General features: G+C 69.8%; 13 protein-coding genes. 4 read left to right on the top strand and 9 right to left on the bottom strand.

Annotation, left to right across the window (positions count from 1 at the left end; all coding sequences use genetic code 11):
* Positions 1–147 precede the first annotated feature (147 nt).
* The 7 genes from A3862_RS13420 to A3862_RS13390 form a co-directional block, all read right to left on the bottom strand.
* Positions 148–2,898, bottom strand: a complete 2,751-nt coding sequence (locus A3862_RS13420; protein WP_111473642.1) for a phosphoenolpyruvate carboxylase — start codon at positions 2,896–2,898, stop codon at positions 148–150.
* A gap of 288 nt (positions 2,899–3,186) precedes the next feature.
* Positions 3,187–4,077 carry a succinate--CoA ligase subunit alpha gene (gene sucD, locus A3862_RS13415; protein ID WP_043355698.1) on the bottom strand — a complete coding sequence of 297 codons (891 nt, stop codon included), beginning with the start codon at positions 4,075–4,077 and terminating at the stop codon, positions 3,187–3,189.
* A gap of 15 nt (positions 4,078–4,092) precedes the next feature.
* Positions 4,093–5,271, bottom strand: coding sequence for a malate--CoA ligase subunit beta (locus A3862_RS13410; RefSeq protein ID WP_111473641.1), 1,179 nt, complete (start codon positions 5,269–5,271; stop codon positions 4,093–4,095).
* 237 nt (positions 5,272–5,508) lie between these two features.
* Positions 5,509–6,153 carry a methenyltetrahydrofolate cyclohydrolase gene (gene fchA, locus A3862_RS13405; protein ID WP_111473640.1) on the bottom strand — a complete coding sequence of 215 codons (645 nt, stop codon included), beginning with the start codon at positions 6,151–6,153 and terminating at the stop codon, positions 5,509–5,511.
* Between the two features lie 14 nt (positions 6,154–6,167).
* On the bottom strand, positions 6,168–7,031 hold the full coding sequence (locus A3862_RS13400) for an NADP-dependent methylenetetrahydromethanopterin/methylenetetrahydrofolate dehydrogenase (protein WP_043381233.1): 864 nt from the start codon (positions 7,029–7,031) through the stop codon (positions 6,168–6,170).
* Between the two features lie 234 nt (positions 7,032–7,265).
* Entirely contained in the window at positions 7,266–8,207 is a 942-nt protein-coding gene (locus A3862_RS13395; protein ID WP_043355704.1) for a D-2-hydroxyacid dehydrogenase, read from the bottom strand.
* Between the two features lie 103 nt (positions 8,208–8,310).
* The gene (locus tag A3862_RS13390; protein ID WP_043385155.1) at positions 8,311–9,519 is read right to left on the bottom strand and encodes an aminotransferase class V-fold PLP-dependent enzyme; all 1,209 of its coding nucleotides are present in this window, start codon (positions 9,517–9,519) and stop codon (positions 8,311–8,313) included.
* A gap of 519 nt (positions 9,520–10,038) precedes the next feature.
* On the opposite strand from A3862_RS13390, the gene A3862_RS13385 reads away from it, so the two are divergent.
* The 3 genes from A3862_RS13385 (at position 10,039) to A3862_RS13375 (ending at position 12,654) form a co-directional block, all read left to right on the top strand.
* Positions 10,039–10,854 carry a UDP-2,3-diacylglucosamine diphosphatase gene (locus A3862_RS13385; protein ID WP_043758972.1) on the top strand — a complete coding sequence of 272 codons (816 nt, stop codon included), beginning with the start codon at positions 10,039–10,041 and terminating at the stop codon, positions 10,852–10,854.
* A gap of 10 nt (positions 10,855–10,864) precedes the next feature.
* Positions 10,865–11,911 (top strand): glycosyltransferase family 4 protein, encoded by a 1,047-nt coding sequence (locus A3862_RS13380; RefSeq protein ID WP_043758974.1) that lies wholly within the window; start codon positions 10,865–10,867, stop codon positions 11,909–11,911.
* A gap of 143 nt (positions 11,912–12,054) precedes the next feature.
* On the top strand, positions 12,055–12,654 hold the full coding sequence (locus A3862_RS13375; protein WP_043385177.1) for a ribonuclease HII: 600 nt from the start codon (positions 12,055–12,057) through the stop codon (positions 12,652–12,654).
* A 16-nt stretch (positions 12,655–12,670) separates the two neighbouring features.
* On the opposite strand, the gene A3862_RS13370 is transcribed toward A3862_RS13375, so the two are convergent.
* Positions 12,671–14,722, bottom strand: a complete 2,052-nt coding sequence (locus A3862_RS13370; protein WP_236961975.1) for a methyl-accepting chemotaxis protein — start codon at positions 14,720–14,722, stop codon at positions 12,671–12,673.
* A 360-nt stretch (positions 14,723–15,082) separates the two neighbouring features.
* Entirely contained in the window at positions 15,083–16,198 is a 1,116-nt protein-coding gene (locus tag A3862_RS13365; RefSeq protein WP_052083661.1) for a PA0069 family radical SAM protein, read from the bottom strand.
* A 157-nt stretch (positions 16,199–16,355) separates the two neighbouring features.
* On the opposite strand from A3862_RS13365, the gene A3862_RS13360 reads away from it, so the two are divergent.
* Positions 16,356–16,886: a hypothetical protein gene (locus A3862_RS13360; RefSeq protein ID WP_100794004.1), complete on the top strand. Its 531-nt coding sequence runs from the start codon at positions 16,356–16,358 to the stop codon at positions 16,884–16,886.
* The last annotated feature ends 46 nt before the right edge of the window (positions 16,887–16,932 follow it).

The raw sequence follows: 16,932 nt of genomic DNA, 5'->3' as shown, positions 1-16,932 counted from the left end.
CTTGGATTCTCTCTCCTGGTGACGGTTCTGATGCCGTTGCGGGGCTGGACCCCGTTCACCGGCGGCAAATGGCGCGCACTGGGCTGCCTGACAGGGCGCGCAGGCGCGTTTCGATCCGATCCCTCAACGTGCGAGGCCCGCACCGCCTCACCCGGTCGCCCCGAAGCCGACCGCGATGCAGTTGATGGACAGGAGCAGGGCCGATTTCACCGCCTCGCGCCGGTCCTCGTCGGTCTCGGCGCGGTAGCGGGCGAGCAGTTCCACCTGCTCGCGGCTGACCTGGTTGATGGTCGGAAGCCGCCCCTTCAGGCGGTCCCGGAACAGGGGGAAGCGCTCGGCGAGATCCGCGCCGCCGCTCACCCGCAGCACCATCTCCCGGGTCAGTGCGTATTCGGCCTCGATCATCGAGAAGATCCGGTCCCGGATCGCCGCATCCGGGACGAGGCCCGCATAGGCGCGGGCGATGTCGAGATCGACCATCATCAGCGTCTTCTCGACCTCGTCGAGGACGAGGCGGAGGATGCGGGATTCGTTGAACAGCCGCTTGAGGGTCGCCTCGCCGTCGCGGCCGCGCACGTCGATGAAGCTCGCGAGCCCGGACCCGACCCCGTACCAGCCGGTGATCACGTGCCGGTTCTGCGACCACGCGAACACCCAGGGGATCGCCCGCAGGTCCGAGAGCGAGCGGGCGCCGAACCGGCGGGCCGGCCGCGAGCCGATGTTGAGGAGCGCGATCTCGTCCAGCGGGCTCGCCGCCTGGAAGTAATCGACGAGGCCGTCGGTCTGGAGCAGCTGGACGTAGGCCGCCCGGGACGCGCCGGCCAGCGCCTCCAGGGCGTCGTCGTGGCCGGGGCCCGCCCGCTCGCCGTCGCCGGCGAGCGCGTGCTCGAACACCGAGGCGGCGAGCAGCTCCATCTGGTAGGCGGCGGTGCCGCGGTTGGCGTACTTGAACGAGACGACCTCGCCCTGCTCGGTGGTGCGGAACCGGCCGCGGATCGAGCCCGGCGGCTGGGCCATGATGCCGCGATGGGTCGGCACGCCGCCGCGGCTCACCGAGCCGCCGCGCCCGTGGAAGAAGGCGATGCCGACACCGAGTTCCTCGCCGAGCCGGGTCAGCTTGCTCTGCGCCTTGTAGAGCTCCCAGTTGGCGGCGACGAAGCCGCCGTCCTTGTTGGAGTCGGAATAGCCGATCATGACCTCCTGCACCCCGCCCTGCCAGCGGGTGGAGCGGCGCACCACCGGCACGCCGAGCAGCGCCCGCATGATCGCCGGGGCGGCACGCAGGTCGTCGATGGTCTCGAACAGGGGCACGATCGGCAGCGGGCAGATCTCCGTCCCGGCCGCGTCGAGGAACACCCCCGCCTCCTTGGCCAGCAGGTAGGCGCCGAGGACGTCCTCCACCGAGCGGGTCATCGACAGCACGAAGGCGCCGAACGCCTCCCGGTCGAGGGCCTCGCGCATCTCGGCGACGAGGGCGAAGGTGGCGAGCGTCTCCCGGGCGGCGTCGGGCAGGTCCTCGAAGGACCGCTCGGGATCACGGGGCCGGGCGAGTTCGGTATCGAGCCACTGGCGCCACGCGGTCGAACCGAGGGCCGGCGGCTCGCCGTCGCCGTTGCGCTGGCGCCAGAGGGCGTGGAGCGTGTCGGTGGTCCGCGTGGTGTTCTCGCGCAGGTCGAGCCGGACCGTCGAGAAGCGGAAGATCTCCACCATGCGCCGGACAGGGCGGACGAGATCCCGCGCCAGCGCCCCGCACTTGGCCTCCGTCAGGCCGCGCTCCAGCGTGCGCAGGTCCTCGATCAAGCCGTCCGCGCTGGCGTAGTCGGGACCGGACGGGTGCTCACCTTCGTTGCGGGCGATCGTCGCCTCGATCTTGCGCAGGACGCAGGAGAGATACTGGCGATAAGGCTCGCCCGGGTTGCGCCGGGTGATGGCGCGGGCCTGGCCGCTCTCGGCGAGCTGCCGTTCGAGTTCCGCGTGAAAGCTTTCGGGCAGCGGCAGCGAGCGCTCGGTGAGCGAGAGGGTCCGGCCCAGTTCCCGCACGCCGTCGCGGTAGCGGGTGAGCGAGGCCAGGGCGTTGCGGTGCAGGGTCTGCCGGGTGACCGCGGCCGTGACGTAGGGGTTGCCGTCCCGGTCGCCGCCGATCCAGGAGCCGAACTGGAAGAACGGCGGCACCTTGAAATCCGTGCCCGGATAGGTCTCGGCGAGGGCCTCGTGCAGGGTCTCCAGGGTCTCGGGCAGCATCTCGAACAGGGTCTCGTCGAAGAAGTGCAGCCCCCAGGCCACTTCCCGCTCGACCGTCGCCTTCTCCAGGTGCAGCTCGCCCGTCATCCAGACCAGCTCGATCTGGTCGCGGAGCTCGTTCATGAGCCCGTTGCGCTCACGATCGGTCCAGCGCGGCATCTCCAGCTCGCGCAGCACGAGGTAGATCCGGCGGAACTTCTCCAGCACCGTCACGCGCTTGCCCTCGGTGGGGTGCGCGGTGAGCGTCGGGCGGATGCGCAGGTCGCTGAGCAGCGCCTGGATCTTCTCCGGGGGCACGCCCTGCCGGCGGGCATCCGCGAAGACCTTGGCGAAGGAGCCGCTGAGCGCGGCACGGCCTTCCGTGCGCTCCACGTGCCGGCGGCGGCGCATCGCGGCGTTCTGCTCGGCGATGGAGATCAGCTGGAACCAGATGCCCTGCACCTGCAGCGCGCGCGCCAGCATCTGCGGCGAGAAGCGCGAGATGTCGGCCGTGTCGTGCAGGACCGCCTCGAGGTCGGGATCGTGCCGGCGGGCGACATCGAGCAGCGCCTGGAACAGGATGTCCAGCGCCTGCTCGGCCGAGGTGCCGACGATCACCGGCGGCGCGAAGGCTGTCGCGTCGACGAGACCTGGATGTGCGTGAAGGGTGCGGGTCATGAGGCCACCTCGTGGCGCGCGGTTTTCTTGGAGGATGTTCAGCGCGAAGCGTCGTCACCGCCGGCTCGGGAGGTATGCGCATCGGCCGGTGCCCAGCGCGACGAGCCCCCTCTTCCGTGCGGGAGAGGGTCGGGGTGAGGGACGCGATGGTTCAGGATCGAGCGCGCCGCCGGTACGCCGATGGACCGCGCCTTCTCCGGAAGGATCCGATCCCTCACCCTGTCCCTCTCCCGCACGGGAGGGGGGACCCACGCCGCATTCTGAGACTGTGCGGCAGGCTGGCTGCGGCTACGCCGCCCGGGCCAGCACGTCGGCCACCGTCTGGCCGAAGGAACCCGGATCGGGCGCCACGGTGAGGCCGTAGGAGCGCATAATCTCGGCCTTCTCGGCGGCGCTGTCGCCGGCAGCCGAGATGATCGCCCCCGCATGGCCCATGCGGCGGCCCTTCGGCGCCGTGAGCCCCGCCACGAAGCCGATCACCGGCTTCGACATGTTCTCGCGGATCCAGGCCGACGCCTCGGCCTCCTGCGGCCCGCCGATCTCGCCGATCATCAGCACCGCGTCGGTGTCCGGATCGGTCTCGAACAGGGCGAGGTGGTCGAGGAAGGACGAGCCGTTGATCGGATCGCCGCCGATCCCCACCGAGGTGGAGATGCCGAGCCCGAGCTCCTTGAGCTGCGAGGCCGCCTCGTAGCCGAGCGTCCCCGAGCGGGAGATCACCCCGACATTGCCGGGGAGATAGATGTGACCGGGCATGATGCCGAGCATCGCCTTGCCGGGGGAGATGATGCCGGCACAGTTCGGGCCGACCACCATCGTGCGGCGATCCCGCGGATAGCGCATCAGGTAGCGCTTCACCCGCATCATGTCCTGGGCCGGGATGCCGTCCGTGATCGAGCAGACCAGCCGCAGGCCGGCATCGGCCGCCTCCATGATGGCGTCGGCCGCGAAGGGGGGCGCCACGAAGGTGATGGACGTGGTGGCGCCGGTCGCCGCCACCGCCTCCTTGACGGTGTTGAACACCGGCAGGCCGAGATGGGTGCGGCCGCCCTTGCCCGGGGTGACGCCGCCGACGACGTTCGTGCCGTAATCCAGCATCTCCTTGGCGTGGAAGGTGCCCTTGTCGCCCGTGATGCCCTGGACGATGATCGGGGTGGTCTCGTCGATGAGGATGCTCATGGCGCGGTCTCCCCTTCAGTGCTGCGTCTGGGCGGTGGCGCAGGCGTCGACCGCCTTCTTGGCCGCCTCCGACAGGGTGTCGGCGGTGATCAGGTCGAGGCCGCTCTCGGCCAGGATCTTCTTGCCCGCCTCCACGTTCGTACCGGCGAGCCGGACCACCAGCGGCACGTCGATCTTCACTTCGCGCGCCGCCTGGACCACACCCTCGGCGACCCAGTCGCAGCGGTTGATGCCGGCGAAGATGTTGACGAGGATCGCCTTCACGTTGCGGTCCGACAGGACCAGCCGGAAGGCCGTGGCCACCCGCTCGGGCGAGGCGCCGCCGCCGACATCCAGGAAGTTCGCCGGCTCGCCGCCCGCGTGCTTGATCATGTCCATGGTGGCCATGGCCAGCCCGGCGCCGTTGACGATGCAGCCGATCTCGCCCTCGAGGCCGATGTAGCTGAGGTTGTGCTCGGCGGCCTGCGCCTCGCGGGGATCACCCTGCGAGGGGTCGTGCATGTCGGCGATGCCCGGCCGGCGGAACATCGCGTTGTCGTCGAAGGACATCTTGGCATCGAGCGCGAGCACCCGGTCGTCCTTGGTGACGACCAGCGGATTGATCTCCAGCATCGTGCCGTCGCAGTCGCGGAACGCCCGGTAGGCGTTCATGATCGTCTTCACCGCGGCCGAGACCTGCTTGATGTTGAGACCGAGCTGGAAGGCGATCTCCCGGGCCTGGAACTGCTGCAGGCCCACCGCCGGCTCGACCACCACCTGGATCAGGGCGTCGGGCTCGTTCGCGGCGATCTCCTCGATGTCCATGCCACCGCGCTGGCTGGCGATGACGCGCACGCGCTCGGCCTTCCGGTCCAGCACGTAGCCGAGGTAGAGCTCACGCTCGAACGGGTCGGCGGTTTCGACGTAGACCCGCTGGACCGGCTTACCCTCGGGACCGGTCTGGTGGGTGACGAGGCGCTTGCCGAGGAGATCCTTGGCGGCGTCGCGGACCTCGTTATAAGTCCGGCAGAGCTTGATGCCGCCGGCCTTTCCGCGGGCACCCGCGTGGATCTGCGCCTTCACGGCCCAGAAGGATCCGCCCAATTCCGTAGCCGCGTAGACCGCCTGATCCGGGCTGAACGCGATCGCGCCCTTCGGGACGGCCACGCCGAAGCTCGCAAGCAGCTCCTTGGCCTGATACTCGTGGACGTCCATTCGGCGCCTCCTCCGCGGTTCGTTGCCGCCGTTGATGCCCTTCACTTTAGTTGAGTCGAAGGAATAAGCCCGTCAAATTTTTTGATCTCGGGCTTGACGACGACTTTTTCGCGGTTGCAGCACGGATCGTAGTCGATGCTGCGTTGCGGCATACTCAAAAACAACGAGGCCGGGGCATGATGCACCCGGCCTCGACTGTCGATGGTTTGCCGGCGCCAGGATCAAGCGCCGCGGGCGTCAGTTCACTTTGGTCTTCACCACCTCGTAGACCTTCTCGGTCAAGGCCCCGGCCCCGGCCAGAAGGTCTTCGAGTTCCTTCAGCCGCTCGTCGGCGAAGTCCCGGTCCTCGAGACCCTTCGCGTTCACGTAGACGTTGAGCGCCGCGCTGCGCAGTCCGGCATGGGCGGAGAGCACGGCCACGCCGGCATCCGACACGACGTTGAGGTTGCCCTTGTCGGCGGTGATCGCCGCGAGGTCGATCACCGCGCGGCACGCCCGGCAGCAGGCGAGCGGCACGTCGCAGGCCGTCTTGAGGGCCGCCTGGATTTTCTCCGCGCGGGCCGCCTTCTCGTCGTCGGTGGCCTTGGGCAGGCCGTAGGCCCCCATCACGGCGTCGAAGGCCTGGACGTCCTCCCCGATCATGCCGGTGAGCACGACCCGCAGGCCCTCGGACTTGGCCAGGACTTCCTTCAGCTCGGCCTCGACCTCGACATACTTCTTCTTGCCGATGGTGAGGTTGCAGACCATCGACACCAGAGCCGCGCCCATGGCGCCGGAGATCGCCGCCGCGCCGCCACCGCCGGGGGTCGGGGCGGCGCTGGCGAGTTCCGTCAGGAAGGTCTGGATGGACGCGTTTTCCGGCGCCTGCTGCGTGTCCGACATGGGCGTCCCTCCCGTCAGGCCATCGACTTGGCGAGCGAATAAATCTCCTCGGCGTCGAGCACCTTGTCGGTGCTCTCGAAGAGCTGGCCCACGCAGGCCCGGTGCAGCTTGAGCTTCAACCCGCCGATGCCCAGCGCGCCGAAGGCCTGCTTGCCGTTGCGCTCCTTGCCCTTGTCCATCACGTCGATGCCGCCGATGCCCGTCGGGGGCTGGGCGTTGTAGTCGGCGACGAACTCGATGGACGATTCCTGCGCCCAGGCGGATTCGGGCAGCAGCTCGACGCCGATGGCGCCGGCCGTGAACACGAGGTTCGTGCCCTTCACGAGGGCCACGCGGGAGGCCTCGTCGGGGGTGGCGGCGGCCTTCACGTTGACCTTGAAGCGCTTGTTGATCTGGTCCGCGGCAGCCTGGGTCTTGTCGAGGGCGCGGCCCGCGATGGTCACCTCGGCGCCCTCGCCGGCGAGCAGCGCGGCCGAGCGCATGCCGACCGGGCCGGTACCGGCCAGCACGACGGCCTTCTTGCCCTGGAGCGAGCCTGCGGCCTTCGCCACCAGCGCGACGCCCGCGGCGGCCGTGGTGTTGGAGCCGTTGGAATCGAGCATGACCGAGACGCGGAACGGGCCGAAGAACCGCTTCTTGACCGCGGTGAACAGCTCCTCGCCGGCCGCCATGCTGCCGCCGCCGACGAAGATCGCCGTCGACTTCTTCTCGGAACCGCCACGGGTGTAGATCGTGCCGTCGACCAGAGCGCCGACATTGTCGGGGTTCACGCCACCGTAGCCGGCGATGTGGTCGGCGCCGCCGTCGTAGCCGACGACCGTGTCGAACACGTTCGGCACGGCATCGGTGTCGAACAGGAACAGCAGCTTCTTCGTCACGATTCAGACCTTTCTGTCGCGCCCTGCGGCGCTATCGTCTTGTTTTCAAAGGGCGGTCGCAGCGCGCGACCCATCCGCGTCATCGTGCGCCCGAGCTTTCAGATGGCATAGCGGGCGAGGCGCGGGCCCCCTCCCCCGTGCGGGAGAGGGACAGGGTGAGGGGCGTGCCTCATCCGGAGAGTTCTCCTCCCTCACCCCAACCCTCTCCCGCACGGGAGAGGGGGCCTGTCGTGCCTACTCGACCACGTTCTGCGGCTTGCCCGCCACGAACGCCTCGACGTTGTCGACGAGCTGGTCGGCCAGGATCTGCATCGCCTCCTTGCTCGCCCAGGCCACGTGGGGCGTGACGATCAGGTTCGGCAGGTCGGCCTCGCACAGGATGTTGCCGTCCTTGGGCGGCTCCTGCGCCACCACGTCGAAGCCGGCGCCCGCGATGGTGCCGTCCTTGAGCGCTTCGAGCAGCGCCGCCTCGTCCACGAGCCCGCCGCGGGCCGTGTTGATGAGGATGGCGCTCTTCTTCATCTTCTTGAACTCGGCCGCGCCGATCATCCCCTTGGTCTCGGGGGTCAGCGGCACGTGCAGCGTGATCACGTCGGACTGCGTCAGGATCGTCTCGAAATCGACCAGCCCGTCCTGCGGGAACACGTCGTAGGCGATGACCGTCATGCCGAGCGCCTCGGCGCGCTTGGCGATCGACTTGCCGAGCGCCCCGTAGCCGACGATGCCCAGCGTCGAGCCGGCGATGTCGTAGATCGGGTAGTCGAAGTAGCAGAACTGCTTGGACTTCGCCCAGTCGCCCCGCTTCACCGAGTTCGCGTAGGGCACGATCGCCCGGCGCAGGGCGAACATCAGCCCGACCACATGCTCCGGCACGGTGTTGAAGGCGTAGTTGCGGATGTTGACGACGGTGATGCCCTGCGCCTTGGCCGCGGCCTTGTCGACCACGTCGGTGCCGGTGGCGGCGACGGCGATCAGCTTCAGGTCGGGGAGCTGCTTCAGCGTCTCGGCCCGCATCGGGACCTTGTTGATCAGCGCGATCTCCGCCCCCTGGAGGCGGGAGACGATCTCTTCCGGCGTCCAGGTCGAGTCGTGCTCGACGTATTCGTGCGGGAAGTTGAACGGTCGGACCCTGGCATCGAGGGATTCACGATCCAGGAACACGATCTTCTTGGTCATAGGACCCCTCTCGTACGACGGGCAGTTTCCTCGATAGTCTTGTTCTTACTTGCGCGTCGGGGCGGGCCCGGCAACCCGGCCCCGCCCCGATCGCGTGCGCCGATTACGCCTTATGCAGCGGATTCTCGCGCAGATAGCTGGAGGCGGCGGCGACGCCCGAGCCCGGCGTGACCTTGATGCCGCAATCGATCATGGCCATCTCGGCGCCCGCGATGGCGCCCAGCAGCGAGAGCTCGTTCAGGTCGCCCAGGTGGCCGATGCGGAACACCTTGCCGGCGACTTTCGAGAGGCCGGCCCCGAGCGACAGGTTGTAGCGCTCGTAGGCGTGGATGATCACCTTGGCGGCGTCGGCGCCCTCCGGCACCACGATCGCCGTGACCGTGTCGGAGTTCCACTTCGGCTCCTTGGCGCAGGGCTTGAGGCCCCAGGCCGCCACCGCCTGACGGGTCGCCTCGGCGAGCACGTGGTGGCGGTGGTAGACGTTCTCCAGCCCCTCCTCCTTCACGATCGCCAGGGCCTCGCGCAGGCCGTAGAGCAGCGGCAGGACGGGGGTGTAGGGGAAGTAGCCGGTGGCGTTGGCGGCCAGCTGGTCCTTCCAGGCGAAGTAGGCATGGCCGAGCCGGTCGTTGCGGCCGGTGCCGCCCTCGGCGATCTTGAGCGCCTTCGGGCTGATGCAGATCAGGCCGAGGCCGGCCGGCAGCATGAAGCCCTTCTGCGAGCCCGCGATGGCGCAGTCGACCTTCCAGTCGTCCATGTAGAACGGCAGCGAGCCGATCGACGAGATGCCGTCCACGAACAGCAGGGCCGGGTGGCCGGCGGCGTCGATCGCCTTGCGCACCGCGCCGATGTCGCTGGTGACGCCCGTGGCGGTCTCGTTGTGGACGACCATCACGGCCTTGATCTTATGGTCCTTGTCGGCGCGCAGGGCCTCCTCGATCTTCTGCGGATCGGCGCCGGTGCCCCACTCCTCCTCCTGGACGACCACGTCGAGGCCGAGGCGCTGGGCCATGTCGACCCAGAGGTGGCTGAACTGGCCGTAGCGCGAGGTCAGCACCGTGTCGCCGCGGCACAGGGTGTTGGACAGGGCCGATTCCCAGATGCCGGTGCCCGAGGACGGGAACAGGATGACCGTCCCGGCGGTCGAGCCGAACACCATCTTGGAGTCCTGGAGCAGCGGCTTCACCAGCTCGGGGAAGCTCGGCGAGCGGTGATCCTCAGACGGCACGTGCATGGCGCGCAGGACGCGCTCCGGGATGTTCGTAGGGCCGGGAATGAAGAGGTGGTTGCGACCGGGGCGCCGGGTTGCGGCCATGATGTTTCCTCCGAAAAATCCATTGTGCGCGGGCGTGAACCCGCGCCGGGTTGTCCAAGCGTCCTCAGGGAGTCGGTCCGGCGCCGTCGAAAGCGGCTCGCGCCGCGCCCCCTCGAACGCCATCCTCTGCCGTGATCGGGGGGCCTCCGCGGAGCGGCAGGCGGCCTCACGCCGCTCGCGTCGCGGCACGCCCCCGCGCGCCGGTCGCCTCCGAAATGCCGTCCCGTCCAACGGCCTGAGGGCCGTCCTCGCCGCCTTCCTGTCAAGGTCCGGCCGAACTCGTGCCGAGCCGCCGGTTCCTGGTATTATGAGCGGGCGAAGCTCGAAAGGAAAACCGGAAAAACTTCCAGAACTTGGCAAAAAAATTTTTTGTGCGGCGCAACGAAGCCGAGGTCCGGTTGAGATGCTTTGCGGCGCCGCAACGCGGACGGGTGGCCCCGCCGGGACTCCGCGTCATCAAACTGAGATGGGATCGCGCTCTGGATCCCGGCACCGTTCAGCCGCCGGGAGAGGGTTGCCGTGGCCGAGGTTGAGGAGATGCCGGTCCGCGTGCGGACGCTGTTCCTGTCCGACCTGCATCTCGGAACGCGCGGCTGCCAAGCCGGCCTGCTCCTGTCGTTCCTGAAGGATTACGACGCCGACACGATCTATCTCGTCGGCGACATCGTGGACGGGTGGCAGTTGCGCTCGGGCTGGTACTGGCCGCAGGAGCACAACGACGTGGTGCAGAAGCTCCTGCGCAAGGTCCGCAAGGGCGCGCGGATCGTCTACCTGCCCGGGAACCACGACGAGTTCCTGCGCGACTATGTGGGCACGAGCTTCGGCGGCATCGAGCTGGCCGAGACCGCGATCCACGAGGCGGCGGACGGCAAGCGCTACCTCGTGATCCACGGCGACCAGTTCGACATGGTCGTGCGGCACTCGCGCTGGCTCGCCCATCTCGGCGACGGCGCCTACACCCTGGCCCTGTCCCTCAACACCTTGATCAACAAGGTGCGGCGGCGCCTCGGCCTGTCCTACTGGTCGCTCTCCGCCTGGGCGAAGCTGCGCGTGAAGAACGCCGTGAGCTTCATCGGCCGCTTCGAGACGATCCTGGCCGAGGAGGCGCGCCGCCAGGGTGCCGACGGGGTGATCTGCGGCCACATCCACCATGCGGCGGACCGGCCGATCGGCGACCTGCGCTACCTCAACACCGGCGACTGGGTGGAATCCTGCACCGGTCTCGTGGAGCATTACGACGGCCGGATCGAGGTTCTGCACTATCCGAGCCTCCTGCGGGCGCAGGCGGCCGAGGCCGTGCCGCATCCCCTGGCGGGCCGGCGCGCGGTGGCTTGAGGGCACCGCCGTGAAGCTTCTGATCGCCAGCGACGCGTGGCATCCCCAGGTGAACGGCGTCGTCCGCTCCCTGGAGCAGATGGTCCGCCGCGCCCCGGAACACGGCTTCGCGACGGCCCTGCTCTCCGTGGCGGATTTCCGGTCGCTGCCGCTCCCGGGCTATCCCGAGATCCGCCTCGCCTATGCCAGCCGGGAGCGGGTGGCGGCGCGCTGGACGGCGGAACGGCCGACCCACGTGCATATCGCCACGGAGGGGCCCGTGGGGTTGGCCGTGCGGCGCCATTGCCTGGCGCACAACCTGCCGTTCACGACGAGCTACCACACCCGCTTCCCGGAATATCTCGCGGCCCGCGCGCCGGTGCCGGAAGCGTGGTCCTACGCCTATCTGCGCCGGTTCCACGGCGCGGCGCGGGGAACGATGGTCAGCACCGCCTCGCTCCAGGGTGAACTGGCGGCGCGGGGATTCGGCCGGCTGATGCGCTGGACCCGGGGCGTAGACACGGAACGGTTCCGGCCCGCCGGACCGGGGACGCCCGTGCCGGCGGAACTCGCGGACCTGCCCGGGCCGCTGTTCCTCTATGTCGGGCGGCTGGCGGTGGAGAAGAACGTCGCCGCCTTCCTCGCCCTCGACCTGCCCGGCACCAAGGTCGTGGTGGGCGACGGGCCGGACCGCGCGCGCCTACGGGGTCTCGCGCCGGGGGCGCGCTTCCTCGGCACCCGCACCGGCGCGGACCTCGCGGCGGTCTACGCCGCCTGCGACGTCTTCGTGTTCCCGAGCCTCACCGACACGTTCGGCATCGTGCTCCTCGAGGCCCTGGCCAGCGGCCTTCCGGTGGCGGCCTTCCCGGTGCCGGGCCCCAACGACGTGGTCGGCGGCCGTCGCGTCGGGGTTCTCGATCAGGATCTCCGGGCTGCCGCGCTGGCGGCCCTGCGGCTGTCGCGGGCCGAGTGCCGGGCCGAGGCCCTGCGCTGCGGCTGGGACGTGAGCGCGCGGCAGTTCTTCGGCAATATCATCGAGGCGCATGGCGGCGCGCGCGGCACCCGGGACGCCGCCTGACCCGTGACGGCGCCCGCGCGGGATGGCAGGACGGCGTCATGCCGCCCGCCAAGCCGTCCGCCCCGCCCATCGCCAAATCGACTGCCAAATCGACTGTTAAGTCGGTCGGCAAGTCGGTCGCCGCCACGTCGCCGACCAAGCCGATGGCGGGCCGGCCGCCCTTCGATCCCAACCGGGCCGCAGCCTACCCGGCGGTGATCGGCTGCGACGAGGTCGGTCGCGGCGCACTCTGTGGGCCGGTCGTGGTGGCCGCGGTCTGGTTCGATCCGGCGGCGATCCCCGCCGACCTGCTGGGCGCCCTCGACGACAGCAAGCGCGTCCCGGAGCCGGCCCGGGAACGTCTGGCCCCCATGATCCACACCCATGCCCGGGTCGCGGTGGCGGCGGGCTCCCGGGCGCTGATCGACCAGATCAACATCCGCGGCGCAACCCTCGATGCAATGGCGCGGGCGGTCGCCCGGCTCGGCCTCGCCGCGCCCGTGCTGGTCGACGGGCGCGACGCCCTGCCGGGCCTTCCGGGTCGCGCCGTGGTCGGCGGCGACCGGCTGGTGCCGCAGATCGCCGCCGCATCGATCGTCGCCAAGGTGTTCCGCGACCGGCTGATGCGGCGCCTGGCTCAGCGCCATCCCGGCTACGGCTGGGAGCGCAACGTCGGCTACGGCACGGCCGTCCACCGCGCCGGCCTGACGCAACTCGGCCGCAGCCCGCATCACCGACTCAGCTTCACCCGGGCCTTCGACTGATCCCGGCCCCCAAGGGTCACGCAGCCCGGACGCCGGCCAGGAAGCGACCAACCTCGACGGCGAGCTGCTCCGACTGACGCGTGAGCGCGGTCGCGGCCGTCAGGACGTGGTCGGCCGCGCGCCCCGTCTGGTCGGCCGCCTGCGCAACCCCGGCGATGGTGCCGGTCACCTCCTGCGTCCCCGTAGAGACCTGCGTGATGTTGCGGACAATCTCCTGCGTGGCCACCCCCTGCTGCTCCACCGCCGCCGCGATCGCGGCGGCCACCGCACTGATCTCCCCGATCCGGCCGGTGATCGTCCCGATCGCCTCCACCGCCTGACCGGTGACGGTCTGGATGTCGCAGATCTGCCGCCCGATCTCCTCGGTGGCGCGGCCTGTCTGGGCTGCAAGGTCCTTCACCTCGGTGGCGACCACCGCGAAGCCCCGCCCCGCCTCGCCGGCCCGCGCCGCCTCGATGGTGGCGTTGAGCGCCAGCAGATTCGTCTGTGCGGCGATGCCGGCGATCAGCTCGACCACCGCGTCGACCCGGGCGGCCGCCGTGTTGAGCGCGGCCACCAGCACGGCGGTCCGGTCGGCCTCGCCGACGGCGGCCCGCGCCAGTTCGGACGAGCCCTGGACCTGGCGCGCAATCTCTTGGACGGAGGTGCCGAGTTCCTCCACGGCGGCGGCCACGGTTCTGACGCCGGTGGACGCCTCCTCGGCGGCGGCGGCCACGGTATCGGACTGGCTGGCGGTCTGCTGGGCGGTCGTGGTCATCTGCCAGGCCGTGGTCTGCAATTCGGCCGCGGCGGCGGAGACCTGACCGACGATGCCGGCCACCGCCGACTCGAAACCCTGCGCCATCGTGAGCGTCATGCTCCGACGCTGCGCCTCCGCGGCCAGCGCCGCCTCGGCCGCCTCGGCCTCCAGGGCGCGGGTGCGGACGAGGTTGTCCCGGAAGACCTGCACGGCCGCCGCCATCGCGCCGATCTCGTCCCGCCGCTCTCGGGCCGGGATCGGCACGTCGGCGTCTCCTCCCGCGAGCGCCTGCATGGCCTGGGTCATGGCCCGCAACGGCCGGAGCACCCAACGGAACACGATGACGATACCGCCGACCGCCAGCAGGACCGCTGCGGTCAGGAACAGCACGGCCCCGAAAAGCGCGCGCTGCGACTCGGCGGCGAGGAGCTGGGCCCGTTCGATCATCGCGTCGAGACCCGCGTGGGCCAGATCGAGAAGCGCCCTCCCGTCGGCGATGTCGCGCGCACGCAACGCATCGGCCTCGATGCCGGGCGCCCTGCCCCGGCTGAGCGCGTCCGTGATCACGACGCGCCGCCGCGCCGACTCGCCCTCGAAGTTGCTGGCCTGCGCCTTCTGGAAGGCGGCACGCAGGGCGACCGGGACGTCTTCCGTGAACAGGTCGACGACTTTACCCCAGTCCGCCATCAGGCGTCCCCGCTCCTCGGCCGCCGCGATGATCTCCTCCTGCGACCAAGACGCCTTGGCGGCCACCGAGGTTTCCATACGGCGCCAGGAGTTGCCGAGTGCGACCCGCGTCGCCCAGCTGGCACGCTTGATGTCGAGGGCCTGCGCGACCGCCGTGTCCCGGCGCGGGATGGCCGCGTCCACCGCGGCGTTGGTTGCCGCGAAGGCATTGAGGAGGCTCGTGACGGCTGTGTCGAAGGTCTGTCTGAACGCCGCATCGCGGCGTTCCCTCGGGAGCGCGACGACCGCGTCGATCTGTGGCCTCAGCGCCGCCAAGGTCGCCTGCGCGCTCCGAAGGGGCTCCAGCGTCGCCTGGACCGACGGCACGGCGAGGTCGCGCACAAGGGTCCAGAATTCCGTCTCCGCGTCCATCAGGGTCTGCCGCTCGGACAGCTGATCCGCCCTGTCGGCCACCGAGATCGGACCCTCGACGGCCAGGACCTTCTGAACGATGCCCCGCGCCATGCGGGTCGCGATCACCGACCGGAGCAGCGTGCGGCTGACCCGCGTGAGCGTGACGACGCGCTGCCCCTCTCGCGCGTGCTCCACAGCGCTCAGGAGCGTGTCTGTACGCACGGCAAGCAGCATTACTCCCATACTCATCAATACTAATCCGATAATCGATCCTATTGAAAATCTGAAATATCGAGACAAAACGTAAGTCCTTCTCAATACAAACCTAGAAAACGACTTCATAGAGGACAAAAGATCTTTGCTGTCAACCTCGAATTCAAGACTCAATCGAAATATGTATTTTGGCAATTAAGATTAAACCTAGAGTCAACAAGCCGAGTATTCGCGCAATCGAAGTCCCGATTGACGCGACGAGTGCGGTACGTCGCCATTTCCAGCGGAATTGGAGATGGATGATCGATAAGCTGCTGCACCGACGGCGGATTCATCTGGCCCGGCAGGCGCTCCGCTCATACGATCCTGGCCAGCCGGGCTCGACGCCGCGCCGTCTCAGAACAGCGACAACTGTGCCCCCGGTCTGCGGAAGAACTCCCGGTTCAGCGCCATCCGCCCGAAGGCGAAGCCGAGTCGCGTGCCGGCGAGCCGGACCCGCTGGCCGATCATCGCCGCGTAGGCCCCCTCCCCGCGGAAGCGGTGGCCGAAGCGCGGGTCGTTCTCGCGCCCGCCCCGGGCTTCCCGCAGGAGCGCGAAGGCCCGCGCCCTGCGCTCCGGATAGTGCTCGGCGAACCAGTCGGCCACGAGGTCGGCGACTTCGCCGGGGAGGCGCAGCAGCGCGTGGCCGATGCGACTCGCCCCGTGCGCACGCGCCTCGGCCAGGATCGATTCGATCTCGTGATCGGTCAGGCCGGGAATGATCGGCGAGACGTTGACCATGACGGGCACCCCCGCCGCGCTCAGCGCGCGCATCGCCGCGAGCCGCTTGTCCGGCCGCGGCGCCCGCGGGTCGAGGCGGCGGGCGAGGTCCGGATCCAGCGTCGGCAACGAGATCGCCGCCAGCACGAGATTGTCCGCCGCCATCGCCGCCAGGATATCGAGGTCGCGCAGCACGAGGTCCGACTTGGTGGTGATGCTGACGGGATGTCGGGCGTCCCGCAGCACCTCCAGCACCGCGCGGGTGATCCGGTGCGCGCGCTCGACGGGCTGGTAGGGATCTGTGGCGGTGCCGAGGACGATCGTTTCGGGCCGGTAGCCCGGCGCGGCCATCTCGCGGGCCAGCAGCCTTGCGGCGTCCGGCTTGGTGAAGATCCGCGACTCGAAGTCGAGCCCCGGCGACAGGCCGAGCCAGGCATGGGTGGGGCGCGCGTAGCAGTAGATGCAGCCGTGCTCGCAGCCCCGATAAGGGTTGATCGACCGGTCGAAGGGGATGTCGGGCGAGCTGTTGCGGGCGATGATCCGCGTGGAGCGCTCCGGGGTGACCTGCGTGCGCAGGGGCGCCGGCGCGTCCGCCATCCCGGTCTCCTCGTGGAACGTCTCCCGCCGGGCCGGCTCGTGGCGGCCGGTGGGATTGGCCGTGGCACCACGCCCGCGCCGAGCATCCCGCGGCACACCGCTCGGGCCGAGTCGCTGGGCGGGCCGGCCCGAGACGTCATCGGGTATCGACACCATGGCGACTCGTGTCCTGCCCGATCCCGCTCGGAACATAGAGCGAACAACCGTCGGCCGAACGCCTCTTTTTCAGGCAGACACAGCTTTGTCGCCTGTCCGGACAGCGACACGGCCGCCCGACGGCGGCCGGGCGGTTTACGGCGGCGCAGAATCGTCTATGCGCGCGCTCATGCTCTCCGCCGTGACCTATCTGGCCGACCCGGCCGATCCGGACGCGATCGATCGCCTGGCCGACACGCTCAGCGTGCTGGTCTCCGGCGTGGCCGGCGGCCTCATCGGCGACGCGGTGATCGTTTCGGGCAGCGAGAGTGAAGCCGTGGCGGCCGTCGCGGAGGCCACGGGCGCGACGCTCGTGCTGCACCGGGGCGGCAATCCCTACGCCGCGGGCGCTGCCGCGGCCCGCCGGGACTGGATCCTGTGCCTTGAGGCCGGGGACGTTCCGGCCGAGGGCTGGATCCGCACCCTCGACCGCTTCGTCGGGACGGCGCGGCCGGAGACGGCCCTCGGCCGCCTGCACCGTACGGCCGCGGGCTGGCTCGAACGGCTCGTGGGCCGGTTGGAGAGCGTGATGGGCGCCCGGCAGGCCCGGGCCGGGGACGTCGTCCGGCGCGAGGCCCTGCGGAGCGGCGGCCCGTTCGCGGCGCGCCTCAAGGTCCGGCCCTTGATCGCCCGGATCGAACGCGCCTGACCGGCAGAATCTTGCGCCGGCCCTCGTTGTTGTCGGTCAGTCCGCC

Source organism: Methylobacterium sp. XJLW (genome assembly GCF_003254375.1).
Taxonomy (GTDB): Bacteria; Pseudomonadota; Alphaproteobacteria; order Rhizobiales; family Beijerinckiaceae; genus Methylobacterium; species Methylobacterium fujisawaense.
This window is presented reverse-complemented; position numbering and strand designations above follow the sequence as displayed.

Bases quoted from the DNA above. Each gene is read 5' to 3' on its own strand.
- A3862_RS13370 (WP_236961975.1), bottom strand. From the start codon at position 14,722: ATGAGTATGGGAGTAATGCTGCTTGCCGTGCGTACAGACACGCTCCTG.
- A3862_RS13390 (WP_043385155.1), bottom strand. From the start codon at position 9,519: ATGGCCGCAACCCGGCGCCCCGGTCGCAACCACCTCTTCATTCCCGGC.
- A3862_RS13365 (WP_052083661.1), bottom strand. From the start codon at position 16,198: ATGGTGTCGATACCCGATGACGTCTCGGGCCGGCCCGCCCAGCGACTC.
- A3862_RS13410 (WP_111473641.1), bottom strand. From the start codon at position 5,271: ATGGACGTCCACGAGTATCAGGCCAAGGAGCTGCTTGCGAGCTTCGGC.
- A3862_RS13395 (WP_043355704.1), bottom strand. From the start codon at position 8,207: ATGACCAAGAAGATCGTGTTCCTGGATCGTGAATCCCTCGATGCCAGG.
- A3862_RS13420 (WP_111473642.1), bottom strand. From the start codon at position 2,898: ATGACCCGCACCCTTCACGCACATCCAGGTCTCGTCGACGCGACAGCC.
- A3862_RS13375 (WP_043385177.1), top strand. From the start codon at position 12,055: ATGGCGGGCCGGCCGCCCTTCGATCCCAACCGGGCCGCAGCCTACCCG.
- fchA (WP_111473640.1), bottom strand. From the start codon at position 6,153: ATGTCGGACACGCAGCAGGCGCCGGAAAACGCGTCCATCCAGACCTTC.
- A3862_RS13360 (WP_100794004.1), top strand. From the start codon at position 16,356: ATGCGCGCGCTCATGCTCTCCGCCGTGACCTATCTGGCCGACCCGGCC.
- sucD (WP_043355698.1), bottom strand. From the start codon at position 4,077: ATGAGCATCCTCATCGACGAGACCACCCCGATCATCGTCCAGGGCATC.